This is a genomic window from Bacillus mobilis (assembly GCF_001884045.1).
Classification (GTDB): domain Bacteria; phylum Bacillota; class Bacilli; order Bacillales; family Bacillaceae_G; genus Bacillus_A; species Bacillus_A mobilis.
Genome location: NZ_MACF01000118.1, coordinates 1 through 24,214, shown reverse-complemented (window position 1 = coordinate 24,214; position 24,214 = coordinate 1). Strand labels below are relative to the sequence as shown.

Genomic DNA, 24,214 nt, shown 5'->3' with positions numbered 1-24,214 from the left:
TTATCTTTTTTTGATAAAAAAATTCTCTAAAAAAGATATAGGTGTGCCATTACTTTCATAAAATAATCAGCTATATTTTCTCTTATATGACAGGCTCCTAAAAACAAGTAACGCATACAATGTTAAAAATACACTCATAAAAATCTGATTATTATTTTTGAATTTCACGCAACACTCTACTTGTACTATATTTTTTTAGAGCATACTTATTTGTATGCTCTATTTATGTTTTACTAAATAACTGGTTTTTTAGTTTAAAACTTGTCCATTTCAATTTGTTCACCTCTTCTATTTACTGTCAGCAATCTCACCCTTTCAAAAATGAAAATAAAGATGGGAATGGGGTATCAACTTTCTACACCCACAACAAAAAAGCATTCTCGATTAAGAAGAATGCTTTTTCGAAGCTTACTTATACTTTGTTTTGCATGATTTATACCTTTGTGTTAGGCAAACAATGAATACAGTAAAAGATTTTACTTTATAATTGATTATTATTTTTGGAAAATATGTTTTATTTTTTCAGCTGGTACGTTACTCCCCCCTCTTCCTTTTACATCTTCGATCATCATGGTAACGATCATGTCGGGCGCATTTGCATCAAAAGCTGCAAACCATCCAAGTTCTTTTCCGTCTGCTTCTTTCGACTCCTTCAGTTCTGCTGTACCAGTTTTACCAGCAAGAGTTATACCATCAACCTTAGCAATTCTCCCCGCGCCATCAGGGTCATTAATGACTTTTATTAATGCGCTCTTTAATATCTCTTGATTCTTTTTAGAAACCACATTTTCTTTCCAATTCCCCGCTACTTTTGCTTCTTTTAAAAGATGAGGCGACGGAATATTCCCTTCATTCACAATCGGTGCATACGTTAATGCTAAATGAAGTGGTGTCATTAATACTTGTCCTTGTCCATATCCCGTGTCTGCTAGTTGAATATCATTTTTTATCCCATCTCTTGCAATGATTGAAATAGGAAATTCATATTCGATTGGTAATTTTTCATGAAATCCGTATTTCTTAAATTCATTTACATACTGATCTTTTCCCATTTTCAAAGCTTGTTGAGCAAAATAAATATTATCAGAGTACTTCATTGCCTTATCAAAATCAATTGGACTAGCTTCCTTCACACGTGTTACATAATAATTTCCCCAAGATGAATCTTTTGCCCACTTTAATCCTTGAATTTTAAATTCTTCCTTAGGGTTTATAGTGTTTGTTTCCAAACCAATTGCACCAGTAATCGTTTTAAATACGGAACCTGGTACAAATGCTTGTGTGAAACGATTCATCATTGGTAGTTTCGAGTCGTTATTCCATGCTTCTCGTTGGGCTTTTGACGCGCCTCTAACTAATGTATTTGGATTATAAGCAGGGCTACTTACAAGTGCAATAGTTTCACCCGTTTTAGGATTGACAGCTGCACTAGATCCTGCCTCATTTTTCATCTCATTAAAGATTTTTTCTTGAATTGCAGCATCAATTGTTAACGTAACGTTTTCCCCTTCTTTTGCTTCTTTTTTCGCTACATTTTTAATCTCTTTTCCATTCTCATCTTCTATAAATACGCGTCCACCTTTTTCACCACGCAATTTATTCTCTAATACTTTCTCTAAACCTGCCTTACCTACTAAATCATCTGCTTGATACCCTTTTTTTTGAAGCGATTTTAACTCCTCTGCATTCACCTTTCCTATATAACCAGTTAAGTGTGCGGCCGCTTCTCCTAATGGATACGTCCGAATATTTACTGGGCGAGATGATACTCCTTCTAATTCAATATAATCATTCTGTCTAGTTCCTTCTTTTAAAATACCAATTGGTACAAAGGAGTCTGGTTTTATCCATTTCGCTGTAAGCTTCTGATCGACCTCTTCTATAGACATATCAAGTAATTGTGCTACTATTTCTTTTGTTTGCACTGCCGTTTCGCCTAGTTTCTCTGGAATAATTCCAACCTCAGTCGCTTTACCATTCGTTGCAAGAGCTTTCCCATTTCGATCATATATTTCTCCACGTTTTCCTTGTTCTATTTGCATACGTACTTTGTAATCTTTTTTCATAGCTGGAAAAATGAAGTCTGGTGTCCAATCTATTTTCCAAGATTCTTTTTCTTTCACAAGTTTTGCTTCATGGATAAATGAAGCTTTTCCTCCATCCGTATCCATCTTAACTTCAAAAAGAAAAACTTCTTTATCTTTAGCATTTTCTGCTTTCGTATTAACTTTTAAATTCTTAACGCCAATACCTTCATAAATTTTTTGATATTTCTCTGTGAATTCCTTTTTAGAAATTGCTTTTTGGGCATGTTCTGATAAATGATCATACATATTTGCAAATTTTCTATCATTCCATAAATTTACATATTCTTCAAATGCTTGTTTTGGCGATTCGTTTTTATTACATCCTACCAATATAACTGCAAAACAAAAGAAAAGCAGCATCCATAATTTTTTCAATTCAATCTTCTCCCTTAGTTAAAAATGTTTATTCCTTTCTTGATCTATTAAATAAAAAATGTTGTAACGCTTAATAGACAGTGTAAGTAATGAAATTGTTCCACATTTACAAAAAAAATTGATTTATGATCAAGTTACATTCGAAGGAGAAGATTTTAAGATTCTTACAAACAAAAGTAGCGGATCTATTTAACACTATTATTTAAAATATCTTTTTGTTTAGGTTCCTCGCTCTTATCCTTTTTGTAGATATTTAATACAAAAAAGGACCCTTATTCTAAGGGTCCTTCAACAAAAAATAACAAAGTGTATACAATATAAAAGAATTAATTAAAGTTTAATTTATAGACGCTGTATATCCTTCTATTTTGGATCAAAACCCCTGTGCTGTATGCGACTGGGGATTCATTCACTCTAAATCTTATTTAGAAGAGTCATGTACAGGTAAACTACTATGAATTAATTCAGCAACTTTTACATATCCTTTTGAGTTTGGATGAATTAAATCCGTAGACCAAAGCGAATTATCATTAACTAATGGATGATTCCAACAGTCAACATGATGAAGCTTATACTCTCTACTCAGTGAAAGTATAACTTCGTTAACCTCTAATAATTGTTCTTTTAACATTTGTTTTTTTTCAGAAGAAAATGGAAGCCGAACTGTAAAATCTGGAAGGTTTGCTATAATAATATCAGCATCTGTTTTACTTAATGTATCTATCATAAATTCCATATCGTTCTTATATTCTTGATGATTCCAACGTCCTTTTAAAACATCGTTTGCACCTGCAATTAGACTAACTAAATCTGGATTAAACGTTAATGCCTTTTCCAATTGCTGTGAGCGAATTTCTTTAGTTACTAACCCACGCTTTGCAAAATTAGCATATTCCATATCGTTTACACAAAGTTGAACAAAATGATCTACCCAGCTTTTTAATGCTATTCCCTCAACTTCATCCCCTATGCCCTCGGTAAAACTATCACCAATCGCTACAAATCGCTTCCACATATGTAATCCCCCTTTTTGTTATTCCTATCTACACTATATAATAGTTCACAGCGTATATCTATTTTCATTGCAATTTAATTGAATAATAAATCTTCTTTTATCCTATGTAAATTAAATTATCCTTGTACCTAAGTGCTTTGAATCAAAAAATCAAAATAAACGCCATCCTTTTTGTACATTTCTACAAAAAGAATAGCGCCTTTTGATTATATGGATACAAATTTATTTTAGCTTGATAGCAATTCAAATAGTTCCGAAGGACCAAATTTGAAAGTTAATGCCCGCTTCAATTCCAAGCCATCCACATAAAAATCTATAATAGTTTGAAACCTTTTGTTTCAAACTATAAAATTAGCTTTTTACTATATCAACCGCACTATCCCACATACCACTAAAAAAAGATCCGATGTTACGCATAAAACGTGTAAACCAATTTGCTTGTTCTATATCAGATTTTGTTACAAGGTCTACTTGTAATGATTTACCTAATAAGAACCCAGGATCTTTACTATCTTTAGGCGAGATAATCATTTTACTAATTGTTACACCTTTTTTAATAGGTGCTTCTTGTACTTCATTCAATACTTTAAATTCTTTTTTATATACATCTTTGTTGCTCTTTGGTATTGGAAGTGAAACAGCTTGCTTCGTTTGAACGACTACATCTTTGTCTTTTGCATTTGCTACTCGCACTGTTTCATGCCCGTTTACTACTGAATCTTTTCCATAAACTTTCTTCATTTCAAAATTCGCAAATCCATAATCATATAATTTCTTCGTTTCATCAAAACGTGCTGCATGGGAGTTTGCTTTTATCACTACAGAGATTAAACGCATGCCGTTTCTTTCTACTGTACCAGTGAAACAATCACCAGCTTCTGGGGTAGTTCCTGTTTTTAACCCATCTACACCTTCGTATTGCTTACTTAAACCTTTTAACATCCAGTTAAAGTTCGTCATATCAATTGGATATTTACCACCTTGTTGGAATGTTTTTTTAGGGATTTTTGCTGTATCTAATATTTTCGGAAAATCTTGAATAAGACGTTGTGCTAAAATCGCACAATCTCTTGCAGACATTTTATTTTTCTCATCTGGAGTTGTCCCTTCTGGATGATGTCCTTTTAAATCATAGTTTGTTAAACCTGTTGAGTTTACCAATTTATAATTTTTCATTCCAAACTCTTCTGACTTATCGTTCATCATTTTTACGAAATTAACTTCTTTTCCAGCAATCTCTTCAGCTAAAGCAATTGTTGCACCGTTTGCAGAGTAAATTGCCATTGCCTCATATAACTCTTTTACTGTATAAGAGCCACCATTTTCTAATGGAACGTTTGATAATGAGCGATCTTGCGAAATCTTATATGCATATTCAGAGATTTTAACTTTTTGATCCCATTTAAGTTTTCCTTTCTCCACCGATTCATGAACTAAATATTCACTCATCATTTTTGTCATACTAGCAATTGCTAATGATTCATCTGCGTTTTTTTCATATAAAATTTTCCCGGAATTTGCTTCTACTAAAATTGCCGATCCTGCTTCTACGTCTATAGCAGAAACTGTTTCCGCTGTTGCTCTTCCAGATGTAACAACTATGCTACAAAATAGTGTAAGCACTGTTACTATTGCAATAAATCTCTTGCACAACATATCTTTCACTTCTGTTACCTCCAATATCTTTGTACTCAAAAAAACGTTATTACTGCATAATCCCTATAAAAAATAGACAGTTTTATCAAATTACATATAAGACGTTAGTATCGCTGTCATATAAACCCTCTTATCCCACACTATTAGGACACTGATACTTTGTATCCCCACACACGCCCCTATTTTTAATACCTTTGTATTTTTTTCAATGATTCATACTTTTATATTTTTTAGGATTACAATTAACAGACAACCTAAATAATACATTTGTTCCACATTTACAAAAATAAAACCAGTGTATCCCGATTAAATATCGAGACACACTGGTAGCCAAACATTCGTTTATTAGCTATCAAGGATTTTAATTATTTAATTCAGCTATTTGCTATACTCATACCTAAGATGAATTTTCCTTAGTCTAGACTATTAATTTTTTATAATAAAAAACTACATCCTATATAGAATGTAGTTTTTTCACAGACTTATCTATTTTTTACTTTCTTTTTATAAAAATCATATAATAGTCTAATAGATGAGCTAGATAATATAGGCATTGCCTTCTCAACTAATTCTCTATCCCAATCAAACCAACGCATCTCCATTAGCATATTCATTTCTGAATCAGTGAACCGCTTCTTTATTTCCTTAGCAGGATTTCCACCAACTATTGTATACGGCGGAACATCTCTACTTACGACAGATCCTGCTGCAACGATTGCACCTTCACCGATTGTAACGCCAGGCATTATTATAGCATTCATTCCAATCCACGCATCACTTTTAATGACTGTATCACCCTTCGGTTCATATGAATGTTCAATTTGCTCAGCGAATGGATAGACTGTAATCCATTCTGAGTGATGATTATGATTACCACCCATTAAAATGACTACTCCACTGGCAATACAAACATAATTCCCAATAATGAGTTTATCAAGATGCCATCCCATCTGTTCAATTGGGTTGAAAAGCGCTCGGGACTTAGCATCCCCCCACAAATACCTTACACAGCCATCTTCAAAATTTTGATGACCATAGTAACCTGAATAATAGGAGTACTCTCCTACCTCAATGAGTGGATTTGTTACTATATCTTTTAAATACTTCGTTTCTGACCAATGATTATATAATGGATGTTTCATTACTTTATTCCTCGCTTCTAAGTATTGTAGATCTTTGTAATTCACTTAGAAGCTTAATACAACTGCTACATTTTTTAGCTTTCTCAAACGACGAATCATTATATTCAAGCCTTTCTTTTATAATAAAAAAATCATAACGTGATAAATTACATAAGTCAAATTGTAAAATTATGTTCTGAAACTTAAAGTATGAATTGAAATTTCAACATTAAAACAATCGAGTTTTCAAATAACAAATCCCAATTATATATAATCCAGATTTCTTAGCTATACAGCTAACTTTTTTCTTATATTAGCCTTAACTCCCTCGATATCGTTTTATTATTTATTGATTTGTCTGATAAATCAATAAATGTTAATATGATTATAGAATATATTATCATCCATTAGATTTCACAGCTAGTTTTTCACAAAAGCGATTTCTGAGTCTTTAAGTAAATAGGAGGTTTAGAACATGAAACTTTTAAAGCAATCAACAATTATTGGTGCATTAACTGTTGGAGGATTTTTATTTTCGAATACAATTGGTACACTCCCACCCGTGTCTGCTGAATCACAACTTACACAAAAAGAATCACTATTTTTAGATAATTGGCGTTGGCAAAACTATTTTTTATTACATCATAATGCAGATTTTTTAGAAGAGTTAGCAGTTGGTGACTTAAAGCATGGAGATACATTCGATGTTACTATATATACTGGTGGTAAAGATACTGGTATTGTAAAAATATATCAATTGAGCGGAAATGAAAATGATGACATAAACTTGCATAGATATAAAACCATTTATGACTCAGGTTTAAAACATGATTATGGTAGATTTGTAACCCCTATTACTAAGGCTTATAATCCTGGAACATATGTAGCTGTTATGAAGCTTGGAGAAAATTATTATTATGGGGGCAGCTTTAAAATCTCAAAATAATATATATTTATCTCACCAGCAAACAAAATCAAAAAACTTCTCTATCTTATATAAGATAGAGAAGTTTTTTTGATTTTTCTCCCTTTTTAAGATTTAAAAAATCCTTACTTTCTTTATAAATTATAATTTTTATTCAATAATTGTTTCCACCTCTTTTAGTACCACAATTCAATATGCAATATTGCATATTTTATATGTTCACTCTTTAAAAATGCGATAATTTATTTATAAAAATATTTAAAAATAATATTGAAAGGAGAATATTACATGTCTTTCTATTCTTGGTCTCCTCTTATTTTCTTAATAGTTGTTGCAATTATCATTTCTATTCAAAAGGCTAAGAAACAATAATTTATTATTTGGAGGTGTAATAATGTCATTTGCAGCATGGGGTGCAATCTTTATGACTTTAATCGGAGCAATTTCTGGAGCAGCCTTTGGTACAATCTCCTCTAGAAATAAAAGTGAAAATTAAATACTAACGTAAAAATGAATTTCTAATACAACGCTATACAAAAAAGTAGCCTATAAAATTTTATAGGCTACTCTTCATTTTATGAATATTATTTAGCTAATTCTTTCGTACCCTTCATTACATCAACGAAGAATCCCCAGTTATTCACAACAGAAGAAATACTAATATGCTCATCTGGAGTGTGAACATTAAATATATCTGGACCGAATGATATTGCATCTAATTCAGGCATTTTTTGAACGAATGCACTACATTCAATACCTGCATGCACTGCAAAGATTTCAATCTCTTTATTGTATTTTTCTTGATGCACTTTTTCAAACAAATTACGAATTTGTGAATTCGGATTGTATGGCCATTCTGGATACTCTGACTCTATTTCAAATGTTGCACCAAGTAACTCGGCAATACATTTAATTTCATCTGCAACATGTTGTTTTAAACTACTCACAGAACTTCTCACTTCGTTACGTAATTTAATTTCATCTTGCAACGTTTCAATAACACCTAAATTTGTTGAACTTTCTACTAGACCTTTAATATCCAAGCTCATACTTTGAATGCCGTTTGGAATTAAGAATAATGATGAAATAAGTTGCTTTTGTGTCTCTTTAGCAAATACTTTTTCTACTTTCTCATCCACTTTTGTAAGTGTAACGTGAACATCTGGATCAACAGCACGCATTTCTTCTTGTAATACTCTAGTCCAAGATACTAGTTTTTCTTCTACTTTCTCGACATCTTCTGTACGTAATACAATTGTAGCTACACTTTCACGCGGAATTGCGTTCGTTTTTAATCCGCCGTGAACTTCACTAATCTCAAATTGAACATGTGCTGATAAATCTCGTAATACTCGTCCTAATACTTTGTTCGCGTTACCACGCTGTTTATCAATTTCCATACCAGAATGTCCGCCTTTTAAACCACCAACATATAGACGGTATGCATCTGTATTCGCTGACGCCTCTTCCCAAATTACTGGAATTGTTTCAACAGCTTTCGCACCACCTGCGCTACTTACAAGTAATTTATGATCTTCTTCAGAATCAATATTAATAAAAACCTTACCCTCAAAGTGATTTGCATCAACAGCAAAAGCCCCACCCATTGTTGTTTCTTCTTCAGTAGTAATAACTACTTCAAGTGCTGGATGCGGAATGTCTTTTGAATCTAATAAAGCCATTGCATACGCAACTGCAATACCATTATCAGCACCTAAAGTCGTTTGATTTGCATATAACATGTCTCCAATGATTCGTAATTCAATTGGATCTTTTTCAAAATCATGTACAGTTGCTTGATTTTTTTCACATACCATATCCATATGGCCTTGAATGATTATTGCTGGTACATTTTCATAACCAACAGTTGCTTCTTTTTTAATAATGACATTTAACGCTTCATCTTGAATCACTTTTAAGTTACGCTCTTTTGCAAAACCAACTAAATAATCACTAATTTCCTTTTCATTACCCGATCCTCTAGGAATCTTTGAAATTTCTGCAAAATGATAAAATACAGGGTGCTTTGTTAATTGTTCTAAAGTAGAATACATTTTTAAGCTCCTCTCAAAATGACAAAATAATATGTAAGTCTTTTATCATTATACCATGATTCATTAGTTTCCTTTTCTATTTCATACTTTAAAATCCACTCGTGAAATATTTAATCATATAAAAAAGAAAGAAAATGCACTATGCATTTTCTTTCTTTTTTTTTGCCCTCATATATTTTGAAGTACTATTATTCATTAAGTTCTCTAAACGATTTATATTTTCCGTTAATGCACCTTTCACAAGAGAGAAATCTGTATTTGGTTCTTCTTTTTTTTCTTTAAAAAATGAAGACTTTTGTACATTTATTTCAGCCATCTCTTCTCCCCCTATTCAAAAAGATACAATCTTCTATTTATATTATATCGCAAATGTAGACAGCGTGTACACGTATCATTTTCTTTTTAATTCTTCTTCTAATTCTTCTACTTGCTGTAATGTATCTCCTTTTATTAACGAGAAATCTGTTGTATCTTCATTATCTTCTTTAAAAAAATCATTGTCATAATCTTTTATCACTACAATCACCTCTACGTGCTAGTGTAGGAATGATTGTCCGATTTTATACAAGTTTGTCTAAATTTGCTTTACCTTTATGTATAAGTGAAAAGGACAGAAAAAAATCCTGTCCTTATTTACTAAAATAACTATGATGTATTGTTAAATTATATACATTTTCAAAATCTCGATCTTGCAGATTATTTTTCTTCCCATCAATAACGATGAAAACATCACTTACAATTTTTGCTGGTATAATTCCTACATTTTCTACTTGTAACGCTTTTTGCTCATTCAATTGCTCAATGTGTTCTAACGGAACGATAATACTAAATTGAGAGCGGATACCGCGAAAGTTTGTATTTAATTCCTTTGCCGCTTCAAATACAACAATTTTCGCCCCAATCTTTTCTCCATACGAATCTAAAAATACGTTTAAGCTTTTTGTATATTCTTCTTCCGTATGCCATTCCATCGTACCGAACACTGTTGGATTGACATTTTGAATTATTGTTGTATATATTTCTCCTCTTGCTTTAGAAGCAATTAATGACCGTTTTATCGATTGAACAGTTTTGCCGATATCGCTAAATTTCGCTCCCCATATTTCTGAAATATTAGGTGTTAAAATAAATGCAATATCAACGAAAATAACCATTGCAGTGAACATTAAAAGATTTTTCCAGAGGGTTAAATCAATTCCTTTTATCATGAAATACACGGTGACTGATATTATAAACAACCCATACCAAGTCTTTCTAATACGTTGCTTTTTCTCCTCATACAACTCTTCATTTCTCCAGTAAAAGAAAACAAGAACGAGAAAAACGATTGCTAAAATAAATAAGCCGATTCGAATGTTAGAGATCACCAATGACATCACCCTCCATTCAAAAACTACTCACGATATCATTACATGCACAAGCAGCTCTCTTTATGACAAAAGACGTGGACAAGCTTCTAAATTTAGCAATATCGCATATACATTAGAAGGTACCACGTCTTTTATCATGAATCTACATTGTATATGTAGACAAGCATGCGTTTCAAATTTTCATGTTAAAAAGAAATATGTTTCGGAATTCCACCTTCAGGTACTTCTCCATCCATACTTAAGTAATAATGACGAATTGGACGTAAATCTTCGTCTAATTCATACACAAGCGGAATGCTCGTTGGAATATTTAATGAAACAACACCATCACTTGAAAGGTTATCTAAGAATTTCACTAGCGAACGAATCGTATTACCGTGCGATGAAATAATTACCTTCTCTCCATTTGTTAATGACGGCGCAATTTCTGAATGCCAATAATCAAGTACTCTTTTCTCCGTATCCACTAAACATTCTGTTAATGGAAACTCACCTTTTTTAAGTGCTTTATATCTTGGATCATTCATTTCATATCTAGGATCATCCTCAGTAAGAGCAGGTGGTCTTACATCAATACTTCTTCTCCAAATATGAACTTGCTCCTCACCATATTTTTTCGCAGTTTCATCTTTATTCAATCCTTGTAGTGCTCCGTAATGTCTTTCGTTTAATTTCCACGATTTATGTATAGGCACCCAAGTAAGATCCATCTCATGTAGAACTATCCACAGCGTCCGAATTGCTCGTTTTAATACCGATGTATAAGCAACGTCAAAAGTATATCCATTTTTCTTTAATATTGCTCCTGCTTCTCTCGCTTCACTTAACCCATTTTCTGATAAATCTACATCTGTCCATCCTGTAAATCGATTTTCAAGATTCCATAAACTTTGTCCGTGACGAATAAGTACAAGTTTTATCATAATAATTCCCCTCTCGGAAATGTGAATTTTATTGTTCCATTGCGTACACGTATAAAGTATCTAGTAATGTATCTTTTTATCCATTCACTCTATGATCAAACCATAGTTGCCAAATGTATGGATAAAATTTGTTCTTTTTCAAACTATAAAAACAGATATATTTCTTATTATTTTTGATCGATTACAACTTCTCGTTTTGATATCCAAGCATCAAAACCTGATCGACTATTTGCCATTTCATTCATAACTTGATGCCAATTTTCTTCACACGATTCACCAAATTTTGAAAAAATAGCACTCATTTGTTCTCTTTGAACATCGCTCAGTTTTTTCTCTAAATCTACACCTATTTCTGTTAAAGATAACTGTTTCACACGGCGATCATGTATAGCTTCATTACTCTCAATTAAACCCTTTTCCACAAGTTGTCGTAATGGTCCGTGAAGAGCTTGTTTACTTATTTCTAGCATTGATAATAACTCATTTACACTTATCCCTGGAAATCGTGCGATAAAAAATAAAATTCGGTGATGTACTCGTTGTATGCCATACTCTTTTATAATTTCATCTGGCTTTTCAGTAAATGTTTTATATGCAAAGTAAAATAATGCTAATGCTTCATTCATCTGTTCTTCTTTATGTTGTGTCATCTACTTTCCCCCTGTATGTAAATTATACCACAATCCGGTAATCAATATTTTAATGAACGCATTGGAACTTACTCTATTGAAATATTCATTGCAAAATTAGGAGATGATTCACTTGAAAACGCAATATACTGTAAGTACATATTTATTAGATCGACTAAGCGAATTAGGAATTGAACATATTTTTGGTGTCCCTGGTGATTATAATTTGGCTTTTTTAGATGATGTACTAGCACATGAAAAGCTAAAGTGGATTGGTAATTGTAATGAATTGAATGCGGCATATGCTGCAGATGGATACGCCCGTATAAAAGGAATCGCCGCCCTTATTACCACTTTCGGTGTTGGAGAATTAAGCGCACTTAACGGCGTTGCTGGGTCATACGCAGAAAACGTACCAGTTATAAAAATAACTGGTACGCCAACAACTAAATTAATGGAAAATGGAGCACTCGTTCATCATACGTTAGGTGATGGAAAGTTCGATCATTTTTCCAATATGTATCGAGAAATCACGGTGGCACAAGCAAAATTAACACCTGAGCATGCTGTTGAAGAAATTGACCGTGTGTTACGTGCATGTTGGATTGAGAAACGGCCTGTTCATATTCAATTACCGATTGATGTGTATAATAAACCAATCAATAAACCTACGGAACCAATTTTACATAAACCAGTTGTAAGTAATAAAGATGCGCTAGATAAAATGCTTCTACATGCAACTTCAAAAATAAGCAGTGCCAAAAAACCTGTTATTTTAGCTGATTTTGAAGTGGCTCGTTTTCATGCGGAAGAATATTTGCATCAATTCGTAGAAAAAACTGGATTTCCTATCGCAACGTTAAGTATGGGGAAAGGAGTCTTCCCTGAAAAACACCCTCAATTTATAGGCGTTTATACTGGTGATGTTAGTTCTCCATACTTACGAAAAAGAATTGATGAATCTGACTGTATTATTAGTATTGGCGTGAAATTAACTGATACTATTACTGGCGGCTTTACACAAGGCTTTACGAAAGAGCAAGTAATAGAAATCCATCCCTATACTGTAAAAATTATAGATAAAACATATGGACCAGTTGTAATGAAAGATGTTTTAGAACAATTAACTGATTTAATCGAACATCGCATAGAGGAAACACTTGAAATTAAGTCCTTTATTTCCGAATCACTATCGATTACTGAAGAGTTTAATCCAAAAGCACAAATGGTTACACAAAAACGTTTTTGGCAACAAATATACCATTTCTTACAAGAAAACGATGTTTTAATTGCAGAGCAGGGAACCCCTTTCTTCGGTAGTGCCACTATCCCTTTACCAAATAACACTACATATGTAACTCAACCATTATGGGGATCAATTGGTTATACATTACCTGCTCTACTCGGTACACAGCTCGCTGATTTATCGCGGCGTAACATTTTAATTATTGGTGATGGTTCTTTCCAAGTAACTGTTCAAGAGTTATCGACTATACTTCGTCAAAATTTAAAACCGATTATATTTTTAATTAATAACAATGGATACACCGTTGAACGTGCAATTCACGGCCAAAAGGAACCGTATAATGACATACAAATGTGGGATTACACAAAACTCGCAAACGTATTCGGATCAGAAGAAAAAAGTCTACCTTGTAAAGTGGAAAATGAAATAGAGTTAGCAGAAGTCTTAACGAATATAACTTTAAATAAGAATCAACTTATCTTTATTGAAGTTATAATGAGTCAAGGAGATCAGCCTGAATTGTTAGCTAAACTCGGTGAAAGATTCGGCAAGCAAAATTCTTAAAAAGAAAAGAGTAACCATAAATAATAACAAGTTCAACTAAAAGATATCAAACTTGTTTATATACTCAAAATACACAAGAAAAAGGATGGCAAGTGCCATCCTTTTTGACATACATTAAACTTCCCCTATTTTTAAGGCCATTCTTCAATTAACCCCAGTTTAACTGGAAAAAGTTTTTAATCCATCTTTATCTTTATAGCTTTTGTAGCGATAAAAGTTTTAATATGATTATCTAATATTCTAGTTCCACCAAAATCATCCTCATAAAAACCAGTTATAACTAAACCAGCTTCAATTTGACCTTGAATTTGGTCTTCAAGAGTATGTGCATATTCTATTGTTTGATTAGAATTTACATAATCTTGAACTTCATCCTCTGGTAAATAATCTAGTGTTGATGATGGTATTGAATGTTTAACATCAAGTATACCTTGTTGCTCTTGATTGTCATCAAAAATCCATAGTAATGGATTTGTAAATCCTGAAATAAGAATACCTCTATCCTTTAGTACCCTTGATACCTCATTCCATACTAGATGAACATCTTTTACAAACAAATTAGAAACAGGATTTACGACAATATCAAAATATTCATCTTCAAAATCACTAAGGTCTGACATATCTCCTTGCACTGTATTTAAAGTTAAACCATCCCGTTCCGCTACCTTTTTATCTTGTTCCAACTGCTTTTTTGATATATCCGTAACTGTTACATCTGCTCCAGCAGCAGCTAGTACTGGTGCTTGTTGCCCTCCACCTGATGCTAAGCACAGTATTTTTAATCCCTCTAATGACTTTGGAAACCAATCTCTAGGAACAGATTTTTCTGTGGTAACTGTGATTTCCCATTCACCTAATTTGCTTTTTTCAATAACCTCGCTACTCACTGGTTGCGTATATCTAGAACCTTCTTCAACTTTTTTATCCCATGCATTACTGTTTTGTTGAGTTGTATCCATTATAACTTTTCCCCCTAGCTATCTTGTTACATTTTAAGTGTAAGATCATTTACTATTTGTGCTTCCCTTTTTCTATTAACCTAACCAATAATTTATATATACTTTTCTATATTTATATTAACAGATAAAAAGTAGTAAGAAAAATAAAATATTCTAAATAGAAAAAATATAAATCCGTTTAAATTAATCCATTACAAATAAAAAGGCATTCCAAACCTGTTGACGGTTGGAACACCTTTTTATTTGTAATTTAAATTTTCAACCTCTGAACTACACCCATTAAACAAATAAATTACAATTTATTCCGCAAGCGTTAACTGCCAAGACACACCATACTTATCATTTAACCAACCAAATTTTTTACTAAATGGATAAGAACCTAAAGGCATAAGAATAGCTCCATCCTGCGCTAGTTTATGAAAGACCGTTTCAATTTCTTCTTCTGTCTCACAAGTTACATAAAGAGACATAGCTGGAGTGAACGTAAAATTATGATTTACATAACTATCAATACACATAAACTCTTGGCCATTTAGCGTAAAAGTTGCATGAATTACTGTTCCCTCTTTACCAGGTCCATTTTCATCGTAGCGAGAGATATTTACAATTTCTGATTGATCGAATAGCGACGTGTAAAAATTCATCGCTTCCTCAGCTTTACCCTCGAACATTAAAAATGTAGTGATTTTTTGATTTGTATTATTCATATAGAGACCGCCCCTTGTTATGTATTTATACAAAACATACATCGGCCAACACAACCGAACGTATATTCTTATGAATATATTGTCTATAAAAACGATACGTTTGTCAATTATCTACTTTCTTATTCCTTCTTAAATAACGCTGTCCAAAGAAATGATTCTCCAAACATAGTATTTGGTTGTTTGATTTGCCTCATCTTTCGAATTTCAATTACTTCAAATTCTTTAAATACCTCTCTAAGTTTTTCTTCTGAATATGCAAGACCACCTTGTAAACTCCACCCTCTATATACGTCCCAATCTGTTATTTCTGATCCATTTCGCTCATCTAAATCGCCTGCTGCAAAACATGTTAATCCAAAATACCCACCCGGTTTCAATGAGTTTTTAATTAAATTCACATAACTTATTCTTTTATGTGGTGGAATATGATGTAAACAACCCGAATCGTACACAAAATCAAAATCATTTTGAACCTCTAAATTAAAAATCGAATCGCAAATAAAATCAATTTCTACTCCTTTTGCTAATGTTCTCTCTTTCGCCCAATTAATGCCTTCTATAGATAAATCCACTGCCGTTACTTCAAATCCTTCATTCGCCAAATAAAGTGAAACTTTAATCAGTGGGGGTTTTCTTCATCCCCCACTGATTATTAGTTGAACCAATCGGACTTTTATGGGCAGTTGATCCCCCACCTAAATTCTTTGCTTTCGCTGAATTTTGAGATGGGGGTCTTACTGCCCATTAAAGCGGGATAAATTGCATTTCTCCCTGGACCACATCCAAGCTCCAGTACTTTCCCTTTGGAAATCCATCCTGTTTCTATATATGAAACTAGATTTTCATCTGGAACATTTTCAAAAAACGGAACATCCTTTTCTCTATTCTCATAAAATTCATTCCAAAATGGTTCTGCTGGTCTTAATAATGAATCAAGCATTTTAATAATATCTTCTTGCGTGTGCAACGTTTCACTTTTCATTTGTACCCCTCCAAATTTTAATAGTCAGAAAATCATTATATATCTTTTAGAACTTTCAGACAAAGAAAAAAACTCCTACATTCAATAGGAGTTTTTTTCTTTAAAATCCAAGTATAGCTAACCATTTTAACAACTTCTCTTCTCGTACTTTTAAATCATCGTTCCTAAGCTTACCTAACTGTATTTCACTAACAATTTCTCCGTCCGTCATAAAAAGAACTCTTTCTGTTTTCGCTGCTACTTTTACATCATGAGTCACTAACATAATGGTCGTTTCATCACGGTTAATGTTTAATAATATTTGCATTACCTCTTCTGTTGATTTTAAATTTAGAGCACCAGTTGGCTCATCAGCAAAAATAACATTTGGTTTATTGATAAGCGCTCTACAAATAGAAACCCTTTGTAATTGCCCTCCAGATGCTTCGGTTATATAATGAGACGCTATATCCCTTATCCCCATTTTCCTCATTAGCTCCAGAGCACGTTGATTTACTGTTTCCTTACTCTCACATTTCGCTACATATGCTGACAAGATGATATTATCAAATAGATTCAAGTTTCTAAGAAGGTTGCTCTGTTGAAAAATAAATCCTATTTCAGTAAGGCGCAATTTGGCTAGCTCTTCTTCTTTCATACATGATATTTCTTTACTATCAATTTTCACACTTCCTGATGACATTTGATCCATTCCACTAATATTATATAGTAACGTTGATTTCCCAGAACCAGAAGGGCCCATGACCGATACAAATTCACCTTCATAAATCTCTAAATCTATATTTTTTAGCACATGATAATTTGCATTTCCATCTAATGAATATGTCTTGTTTAATTGCTTTACTTCTAAAATTTTCTTCACATTACACCCTACTCCCGATTTCGTTTTAAATCGTCTGTTTGTTTCATAGTAAAACTACTGAAAAGTGTTGTGGCAGTAACAGATATAAATAAAATAGCTGGACATATTACATAAGAAACGATAGGATTTACAACAAACATTATATGAGCTGCTCCCATAAATGAGCCTAACCAACTTACTAACATTTCCCCAAACGTAGCAGCTAGTAATGTCCCTGTTACAATACCTATTAATACAATGACAATAGAACGGGTTATATACTGTATTCGAATATCTTTGTAAGAAAAGCCGATATTTTTCATAATTAATATTTGCGAAGAATCTTTAGCTAATAACATTTTAAAAAACATAGCAGAAATTAAAACTGATATCAATATGGCAATTAACATTGCCACTTGAGTCACGAATCTTAATTGTTTAATTGTCTCTCCTAAAGTTTGCGTTAAATAATCATCTGTATCTGTTATTTTTGCAGAACTAAAATTATGTTTATACTCCTTCACTTTTTCTTGTAAATTCATAGTAGGCTTTATATCTACATTTACTACATACCATAATATATTTTCACTATTATAAGAGAAGCTCGCTTTAGCTGTTTTCCCGCCATTTGTTACATCTTGATATATCCCACTAATAGTTTGTACTCTTTCTTTTCCTTCTACAAATAAAACGATTTCATCCCCTACATTCTTTTTTAATTCATTTGCGTTCATATAAGAAAGAGCAATTTCATCTTCATTTTTTGGTGCCATACCTTGAATATAGTCTAATGGGAATTTAGAGAAGTCTCCTACTTCTACATGTAAGTTTTCATGTGTCCCATCAGTATTCACCACTTTAAATGTACTCGTTACAAATGCTGCATACTTTTCAACTTCTTCATCGTTTCGTATATATGAAATTACTTCCTTAAATCGTTTCTCTATATTTTCAGATTGCTGTAAATCTATTCGAATATCACTTTTTCCTGTTCCCATATAATTTACAAACTTCGGTGACTGAATCGTATACAAAAAGTTAACAGGTACAACAATCATGAACACAGCAATGATTAAAACGATACTTAACACGCGATATAACTTAAATCGTTTTACTACATCTTGCATACCAATAAATATATTTACATTTGTAATTCTAGTTTGAGAGAGAGAAAAAGTCCTTTTTCCCTTCTTCTTCCCTAGATTATCTCTTGATCTTAAAGCATCTATTGCTGTAATTCTCCTGAAATTCCGCAAAATGATACGACAAAACAGGATAATAGTTAGAAATAACACAATTATGACTATTAATGGTACAACAAAATGTAAAATACTTGTACTTGCTATTCCCATATAAAGTGATATATTAGCGGTGAAAATTTTTGTAACAAATAACGAAAGAATATATCCACATATACATCCGCTAGCAGCAATAACAACATATTTTGTTACATATAGCTTTTGAATCTCTTTACTTGTTATGCCGATAGCCTTCACTACACCTATTTCCCGATAATCTTCTTCCATAGAAGTCATAATCGTAAATCTAATACATAAACTTGCGATTAACATTAATAATGCACTTATTATAATAAGCACTGCAGCTATTATTCCATCTGTTAATGAATTGAGAGTTTTAAAGAGTGAATACGTAATAGAGGGACCTTTTTGAGGTAAGTTTGATGATTGGTATAGTGTTTCAAATTCATTTATTTTATTTACATCTGTTAGCTGGAATTCAATAAGATATTCGCTTTCTCCAAAATGCTCCTTTATTCTTTCAAAGTCTTCATCGCTTATTACAAATCGTTTTGAACTAACGATTGATGGGTTCATTTGAACATCACGAACAAATGACGAAATAGTCAATTCTAGTTCATTATTATTTTTAACAACCCATATTTTATCTCCAATACGCAATTTATATTTTTGCATATAATAAATTGGTACACCTATTTCCCCTTTCTTTACATTGATCACTTCATTATTTAAATCTAATAAAAAGTCAAAATTACTATTTTGTTTAACGAAACTAATGTCCATTACACTATTAAGTTCCGCTTCATTTTTCTTTTTTATAAAAATGTTAGACCCGCCAATTTGAATCATCTCAGCCGTTTGCTGTTCTTTTACAAAAGGAGTTTTCGCTACAAATGAATCGATTGACTTTTGATTTATTTCTCCGGCATGCATTTGTACGAAGTGTGGTGCGTTTGATACTTTAAACAATTGATCAATCGAGTTCAATAAATTTATAACGTTACTTGAAGCACTAGCCATTAATAGACTTGATAACAAGATAAACATAAATAAAATGGTAATTATCATTTTATTTTGAGAGAAATCTCTTTTTAACATTCTCCTAATCATATGAAGCTAGTTCCCTTCATTCCATAATATTTTCTTCGTCACGATTGCCATTATTATCATTATGAAACTAATTGCTAAAATAGGTAAATAAATTTTCATATTGAATTCTTCAAACATAAAACCATAAATAACTTGCCCAATTGGCGCCATACATTGAGATACCGCTGTTATAATTGCCATTACTTTTCCTAAATTTTCATTTGGTGTTTTCTTTTGGACTACAGTAATTACATAGATGGATACAATTGTCATGATCATTGCAATTAGAATAGAAGAAAGTATAAAGAGGATAAATGGTGGATAGTATCCTAAATTAAGAATAAATGGCGTAACTGATAGTGACATTGGTATTACTAATAAAGCTATTAAAAGCATCCAGTAATACAATGTTTTCATCTGTATCTTTTTCGCAAAAAAACCTATTGATAATGCACCTAAAATAGTAGCAAAATCGATCAATCCCATTCCAATTCCGTATAACATGTCGCTACTTTTCATTGTTACTCGTATAATAATTGGAGCACCAACAACAAATAGCGGTGTCAGTATTAAATTTAGTAATGCAGCTAAAAGCATAGATTTCAAAATAAATGGTTGTTTTAAAACGTATATAAAGCCCTCTTTCATATCCTTTACAATTGTCGGTATGATATGGCTTTCTTGTGCTCTTTTTATAAAAGGTATTGTAATAAACATTTCTAAAATCGCAGATAAAAAGAAAGCAAGACAGCTTATTATTACGAGCATTTTCAAACCAATTATGCCGTACAATATTCCTCCTAATACAGGAGCAACTATGTTAGATAATGCTTGCACACCATTTACGATACCGTTCGCTTGTTCTAACTTTTTCTCTGGAACTAATTGCGGAATACTCGCCATTACAACTGGTGAGTACATTGCACTAATGACTGCTAGTAAAAACATAATTGTCCCAATCAATATAATAGATACCGATCCAGTAAATAATAAAACTATAAAGCTTAATACAATCGCAGTGTTTATAAAATCAAAAATGACCATTAAATTACGGCGATTGAAACGATCAGCTATCGCTCCGCCAAGTGGAGCGAACAAAAATGGAATACTCGTAACCGCATATAATCCTGCGAATATATCTGCACGCCCTGTTATATCTAGCACATATAACGACAGAGCAAAACGTAAAAGTGTTGATCCTAAAATAGTAATAATTTGCCCACTCACCATTAAGTGAAAATCTTTCATAGAAGATCTTATACTTGCTGGCATCCTCATCACACCCTTCTTTTAATTTAGACCGACTGTCGGTCTGTAGTAATCAAACAGAAAATGATTATTTCTGTTTAATTAAAACCTCAACCATATAATCAAAGGATCCTTCTTTCGCCCCAACAGATACTTCCATCATTTTAATATAAGCTTTCACTCTCCTCATCATTTCTTCTGGTTTCCACTCGAATAACCCCTCATCAAATATAACTTGTGCTGAAGAGAGTAATAATTCAATCGTTTCTTGTGGGTATGGTGTAGAAAATACGCCTTCATCGATTCCTTGTTCTAAAATCTCTGCTAAAACAGGAGATAAATGAATAATGGATTGCACTATACTTTTTTGATGCATTTCCGCATTATTCGGCTGATGAAATTGTTCAATCATTTTATCTTTGACATCTCCTGATTTTGGTGATTGCTCCATCAAGACTCGAAATAACTTTTCTAAAACGGGGATATTTGGATTAGAAACGATTACTTTCGCTTTAGCAACATCTTCTTTAATGATCCTCATAATGATTTCATCCATTACTTCTTCTTTCGACTTAAAATAGTGATAAAACGTCCCCTTCGCTATTCCTATCTCTTTTAAAATGTCATTTACTGTTGTTTTCGTATAACCTTTCGTAATAAATAAACGTTCAGCAGTTTCTAAAATTTCCTTTCTACGCTCCTCATACTCCTTTACAACTCGCATTCATGTTCTCCTTCCCATCCAGACCGACTGTCGGTCTATTTAAATTATATGTTTAGTTAGTAAAAAGTTTCCTATTATCGTACATATACAACACCCTACTTTCTATTTCCTTTATAAATTTTCTATTTTTTTAATACGGTAAATGAAATTTTAAGAATTGCACCTTTTCATCACCTTTGTACTTATATCGACATCGTTGTATAAAAACAAAAAAGAGCCGCAACGATTTGCGACTCTTTTTGAATAATAACTATTTAACGGCCACGTCTTTGCTGACCTTGTTTTGTACTACCTTTTTTATTACTTGGCTTGTTAAATGATCGGTTGTTATCATTTCTCGAACTATTTCTTGAGCCACCTTTTGAACCACTTCTCGAACCTTCGCGGCTATCTCTTTGACGATATTGATCTGATTTCTTTGGAGCCGGCTTTGGTACCGGTTTTCCATTTTCATCTACACGTCTTATCTTCGGTTGTTCGATTATTTCTCTTTGCAATGGTGCACCGAGCGTTTTTTCAATTTCTTCTAAATGTTTTTCATCTTTCGCTGCAACGAACGTAATTGCTATACCTGATCCACCTGCACGTCCTGTTCGGCCAATGCGGTGAATATAACTTTCTACATCTTCAGGAATATCAAAGTTAAATACATGCGTTACACCATCTACATCAAGTCCACGAGCTGCTACATCAGTCGCAATTAAGTACTGAATTTTAGCTTCGCGGAAACTCTTCATGACTCTTTCACGTTTCGCTTGAGGTATATCACCATGAAGTTCAGCACAATTATAACCTAGTCCTTTTAAATTATCATAAAGCTTACTTGCTCTAACCTTTGTACGACAGAAAATAACTGCTAAAAATGGCTGATCACGATCCATAACAAAACGAAGTGCATCTGGCTTTGCACGATCTGTCGTCTCAATGACACGCTGCTCAATTGTATTTACCGTTACTTCTTCACTTTCTACTCGAATCATTTGCGGCTCATCCATATAACGTTTCGCCAATTTTTTAATATCTTTTGGCATCGTTGCTGAGAATAACATCGTTTGTTTACTACCTGGTGTCTCATCTAAAATATCTTCAATATCGTATAAGAAACCGAAATAAAGCATTTGATCCGCTTCATCTAGTACAATCGTTGAAAGATTACTTAAATCAATCGTTTCACGACGTATATGATCTAATAATCGTCCTGGTGTCGCAACAACAATATGTGTATTGCCTTTTAATTTTCTCAATTGTTGTGCTACATCTTGCCCGCCATAAATCGCTAGTACATTGATATCTTCTCTTTGAACAAGCATTTTTTTAATTTCAGTTGTAATTTGCAGTGCTAGTTCCCTTGTTGGTGCAACAATTAAAGCCTGAACATCACTAGACGCTGGATCGATTTTTTCTAAAATCGGTAACACGAATGCTAACGTTTTACCCGTTCCTGTTTTCGCCTGCCCAATAATATCTTTACCTGACATAATAACAGGAATTGCCTGCTCTTGAATTGGTGTTGCTTCTGTAATTCCATTTTCACGTAATGTATGATTAAAAGTTTCACTAATTCCTAATTCTAAAAAGTTTTTCAAATAGACCACTTCTTTTCCTTATTTTTCACATTAGCTTTCATTGTACCATTTGTTTCGCCAAATATGAAAAATAAAAAAATTCTTATCTTCTTTTTTTATATTCATCGTGCACTAGTTGGACAAATTCTATTTGTTTTTTCTCGGAATTTATTAATGCTTCCATATTAGTCGTAGACAAAATTAACTTTTTAATTTTTCTATTACTCCAAATTAAACTTGTATACTTTGTATCTTCGTGTAGCCTTCGAAACCACTCGAATTCACTTAACTTTGCAATATGATGTTTTAATTTCATATCATTTCGAGGATAGAATGTAATTATAGCCATTATTACATCAAGCAGTAAACTCATCTTCTCCCCTCCTATACATATATATTTCAATGTTAAGGAAACATAGTTACAAGGTGATAAAATTGACCAATACATTCATAAAGATTTTTTGCGTATTTTTCTTACTATATTTTCAATCCACCACAATTATAATGGCGAAATCTCAAACAGATGTAATAAGTGAATTCAAACATGCTTTACTCAAAAATGATGAAAAATTAATGAGGTCATATGTAACAGATGGAGTTGAACTACCTACTTTCCAAACAAATAAACAAATTCATGAAAGTGAACTACCCACCACTTAGTACCTCTTACGAGCTTACCCCAAGTAGGGCTTCTCGGTTCATCGCTACTTTTGATAGCTAACGAATTTGTCCTAGGACAGCCGAGCTAACTCCCTTGTTCCAAAGGTTATTTTATTACTATTTATGCCAACACTAATAAGCGGATGGCTTCCTTTTTGATATTGATCGCTGCATTATAATCACGGCCAATTGTGAGTCCACACAAACACGCATAC

The 24,214-nt window shown here is 32.7% G+C and carries 20 protein-coding genes and 2 pseudogenes; 3 read left to right on the top strand and 19 right to left on the bottom strand.

What is annotated here, in order from left to right:
- Positions 1 to 494: 494 nt before the first annotated feature.
- The 4 genes from BAQ44_RS19200 to BAQ44_RS19185 all read right to left on the bottom strand — a co-directional run bounded on the left by BAQ44_RS19200 (position 495) and on the right by BAQ44_RS19185 (position 6,275).
- Positions 495 to 2,462: a penicillin-binding transpeptidase domain-containing protein gene (locus BAQ44_RS19200; protein WP_071723012.1), complete on the bottom strand. Its 1,968-nt coding sequence runs from the start codon at positions 2,460 to 2,462 to the stop codon at positions 495 to 497.
- 421 nt (positions 2,463 to 2,883) lie between these two features.
- Positions 2,884 to 3,477, bottom strand: a complete 594-nt coding sequence (locus tag BAQ44_RS19195) for an SGNH/GDSL hydrolase family protein (RefSeq protein ID WP_063261024.1) — start codon at positions 3,475 to 3,477, stop codon at positions 2,884 to 2,886.
- A 351-nt stretch (positions 3,478 to 3,828) separates the two neighbouring features.
- Positions 3,829 to 5,142, bottom strand: coding sequence for a D-alanyl-D-alanine carboxypeptidase family protein (locus BAQ44_RS19190; RefSeq protein WP_071723010.1), 1,314 nt, complete (start codon positions 5,140 to 5,142; stop codon positions 3,829 to 3,831).
- Between the two features lie 473 nt (positions 5,143 to 5,615).
- Positions 5,616 to 6,275, bottom strand: a complete 660-nt coding sequence (locus BAQ44_RS19185; RefSeq protein ID WP_071723008.1) for a CatB-related O-acetyltransferase — start codon at positions 6,273 to 6,275, stop codon at positions 5,616 to 5,618.
- 454 nt (positions 6,276 to 6,729) lie between these two features.
- On the opposite strand from BAQ44_RS19185, the gene BAQ44_RS19180 reads away from it, so the two are divergent.
- The gene (locus BAQ44_RS19180; protein ID WP_063261027.1) at positions 6,730 to 7,200 is read left to right on the top strand and encodes a DUF5065 family protein; all 471 of its coding nucleotides are present in this window, start codon (positions 6,730 to 6,732) and stop codon (positions 7,198 to 7,200) included.
- A gap of 563 nt (positions 7,201 to 7,763) precedes the next feature.
- Here BAQ44_RS19180 and pepD read toward each other — a convergent pair.
- The 6 genes from pepD to BAQ44_RS19150 all read right to left on the bottom strand — a co-directional run bounded on the left by pepD (position 7,764) and on the right by BAQ44_RS19150 (position 12,176).
- The gene (gene pepD / locus BAQ44_RS19175; RefSeq protein ID WP_071723005.1) at positions 7,764 to 9,233 is read right to left on the bottom strand and encodes a beta-Ala-His dipeptidase; all 1,470 of its coding nucleotides are present in this window, start codon (positions 9,231 to 9,233) and stop codon (positions 7,764 to 7,766) included.
- 139 nt (positions 9,234 to 9,372) lie between these two features.
- Complete coding sequence (gene spoIISB / locus BAQ44_RS31160) at positions 9,373 to 9,549, bottom strand: stage II sporulation protein SB (protein WP_071723003.1); 177 nt, start codon at positions 9,547 to 9,549, stop codon at positions 9,373 to 9,375.
- A gap of 75 nt (positions 9,550 to 9,624) precedes the next feature.
- Positions 9,625 to 9,750, bottom strand: coding sequence for a hypothetical protein (locus tag BAQ44_RS19165; RefSeq protein ID WP_000588712.1), 126 nt, complete (start codon positions 9,748 to 9,750; stop codon positions 9,625 to 9,627).
- 112 nt (positions 9,751 to 9,862) lie between these two features.
- Positions 9,863 to 10,600: a type II toxin-antitoxin system SpoIISA family toxin gene (locus tag BAQ44_RS19160; protein WP_116758390.1), complete on the bottom strand. Its 738-nt coding sequence runs from the start codon at positions 10,598 to 10,600 to the stop codon at positions 9,863 to 9,865.
- A 188-nt stretch (positions 10,601 to 10,788) separates the two neighbouring features.
- On the bottom strand, positions 10,789 to 11,526 hold the full coding sequence (gpmA, locus tag BAQ44_RS19155) for a 2,3-diphosphoglycerate-dependent phosphoglycerate mutase (RefSeq protein WP_071722999.1): 738 nt from the start codon (positions 11,524 to 11,526) through the stop codon (positions 10,789 to 10,791).
- A gap of 167 nt (positions 11,527 to 11,693) precedes the next feature.
- Positions 11,694 to 12,176, bottom strand: a complete 483-nt coding sequence (locus tag BAQ44_RS19150; RefSeq protein ID WP_063261031.1) for a MarR family winged helix-turn-helix transcriptional regulator — start codon at positions 12,174 to 12,176, stop codon at positions 11,694 to 11,696.
- Positions 12,177 to 12,279: 103 nt separating this feature from the next.
- On the opposite strand from BAQ44_RS19150, the gene BAQ44_RS19145 reads away from it, so the two are divergent.
- Positions 12,280 to 13,965, top strand: a complete 1,686-nt coding sequence (locus BAQ44_RS19145; RefSeq protein ID WP_084669573.1) for an alpha-keto acid decarboxylase family protein — start codon at positions 12,280 to 12,282, stop codon at positions 13,963 to 13,965.
- A 176-nt stretch (positions 13,966 to 14,141) separates the two neighbouring features.
- Here BAQ44_RS19145 and BAQ44_RS19140 read toward each other — a convergent pair whose 3' ends face one another.
- The 9 genes and pseudogenes from BAQ44_RS19140 to BAQ44_RS19095 form a co-directional block, all read right to left on the bottom strand.
- The gene (locus tag BAQ44_RS19140; RefSeq protein WP_063261033.1) at positions 14,142 to 14,924 is read right to left on the bottom strand and encodes a class I SAM-dependent methyltransferase; all 783 of its coding nucleotides are present in this window, start codon (positions 14,922 to 14,924) and stop codon (positions 14,142 to 14,144) included.
- Between the two features lie 299 nt (positions 14,925 to 15,223).
- Positions 15,224 to 15,631, bottom strand: coding sequence for a VOC family protein (locus BAQ44_RS19135; RefSeq protein ID WP_071722995.1), 408 nt, complete (start codon positions 15,629 to 15,631; stop codon positions 15,224 to 15,226).
- 119 nt (positions 15,632 to 15,750) lie between these two features.
- Positions 15,751 to 16,613 (bottom strand): annotated as a pseudogene (locus tag BAQ44_RS31840) (class I SAM-dependent methyltransferase).
- Between the two features lie 100 nt (positions 16,614 to 16,713).
- The gene (locus BAQ44_RS19120) at positions 16,714 to 17,475 is read right to left on the bottom strand and encodes an ABC transporter ATP-binding protein (RefSeq protein ID WP_071722993.1); all 762 of its coding nucleotides are present in this window, start codon (positions 17,473 to 17,475) and stop codon (positions 16,714 to 16,716) included.
- Positions 17,476 to 17,483: 8 nt separating this feature from the next.
- On the bottom strand, positions 17,484 to 19,823 hold the full coding sequence (locus tag BAQ44_RS19115; RefSeq protein ID WP_071722991.1) for an ABC transporter permease: 2,340 nt from the start codon (positions 19,821 to 19,823) through the stop codon (positions 17,484 to 17,486).
- Positions 19,824 to 19,829: 6 nt separating this feature from the next.
- Positions 19,830 to 21,080 (bottom strand): MFS transporter, encoded by a 1,251-nt coding sequence (locus tag BAQ44_RS19110; protein ID WP_413551099.1) that lies wholly within the window; start codon positions 21,078 to 21,080, stop codon positions 19,830 to 19,832.
- 58 nt (positions 21,081 to 21,138) lie between these two features.
- On the bottom strand, positions 21,139 to 21,774 hold the full coding sequence (locus BAQ44_RS19105) for a TetR/AcrR family transcriptional regulator (protein ID WP_071722989.1): 636 nt from the start codon (positions 21,772 to 21,774) through the stop codon (positions 21,139 to 21,141).
- Between the two features lie 254 nt (positions 21,775 to 22,028).
- Positions 22,029 to 23,369, bottom strand: a complete 1,341-nt coding sequence (locus tag BAQ44_RS19100) for a DEAD/DEAH box helicase (RefSeq protein ID WP_071722987.1) — start codon at positions 23,367 to 23,369, stop codon at positions 22,029 to 22,031.
- 73 nt (positions 23,370 to 23,442) lie between these two features.
- Entirely contained in the window at positions 23,443 to 23,712 is a 270-nt protein-coding gene (locus tag BAQ44_RS19095) for a hypothetical protein (protein ID WP_063261040.1), read from the bottom strand.
- Between the two features lie 29 nt (positions 23,713 to 23,741).
- Here BAQ44_RS19095 and BAQ44_RS19090 point away from each other — a divergent pair.
- Positions 23,742 to 23,975, top strand: a pseudogene (locus tag BAQ44_RS19090) (hypothetical protein); the annotation flags it as partial.
- Positions 23,976 to 24,214 lie beyond the last annotated feature (239 nt).

Excerpts from the sequence above, each read along its gene's own strand:
- BAQ44_RS19195 (WP_063261024.1), bottom strand. The coding sequence starts at position 3,477 with ATGTGGAAGCGATTTGTAGCGATTGGTGATAGTTTTACCGAGGGCATA.
- BAQ44_RS19185 (WP_071723008.1), bottom strand. The coding sequence starts at position 6,275 with ATGAAACATCCATTATATAATCATTGGTCAGAAACGAAGTATTTAAAA.
- BAQ44_RS19180 (WP_063261027.1), top strand. The coding sequence starts at position 6,730 with ATGAAACTTTTAAAGCAATCAACAATTATTGGTGCATTAACTGTTGGA.
- pepD (WP_071723005.1), bottom strand. The coding sequence starts at position 9,233 with ATGTATTCTACTTTAGAACAATTAACAAAGCACCCTGTATTTTATCAT.
- spoIISB (WP_071723003.1), bottom strand. The coding sequence starts at position 9,549 with ATGGCTGAAATAAATGTACAAAAGTCTTCATTTTTTAAAGAAAAAAAA.
- gpmA (WP_071722999.1), bottom strand. The coding sequence starts at position 11,526 with ATGATAAAACTTGTACTTATTCGTCACGGACAAAGTTTATGGAATCTT.
- BAQ44_RS19150 (WP_063261031.1), bottom strand. The coding sequence starts at position 12,176 with ATGACACAACATAAAGAAGAACAGATGAATGAAGCATTAGCATTATTT.
- BAQ44_RS19145 (WP_084669573.1), top strand. The coding sequence starts at position 12,280 with ATGATTCACTTGAAAACGCAATATACTGTAAGTACATATTTATTAGAT.
- BAQ44_RS19140 (WP_063261033.1), bottom strand. The coding sequence starts at position 14,924 with ATGGATACAACTCAACAAAACAGTAATGCATGGGATAAAAAAGTTGAA.
- BAQ44_RS19135 (WP_071722995.1), bottom strand. The coding sequence starts at position 15,631 with ATGAATAATACAAATCAAAAAATCACTACATTTTTAATGTTCGAGGGT.
- BAQ44_RS19115 (WP_071722991.1), bottom strand. The coding sequence starts at position 19,823 with ATGATTAGGAGAATGTTAAAAAGAGATTTCTCTCAAAATAAAATGATA.
- BAQ44_RS19110 (WP_413551099.1), bottom strand. The coding sequence starts at position 21,080 with ATGAGGATGCCAGCAAGTATAAGATCTTCTATGAAAGATTTTCACTTA.
- BAQ44_RS19105 (WP_071722989.1), bottom strand. The coding sequence starts at position 21,774 with ATGCGAGTTGTAAAGGAGTATGAGGAGCGTAGAAAGGAAATTTTAGAA.
- BAQ44_RS19095 (WP_063261040.1), bottom strand. The coding sequence starts at position 23,712 with ATGAGTTTACTGCTTGATGTAATAATGGCTATAATTACATTCTATCCT.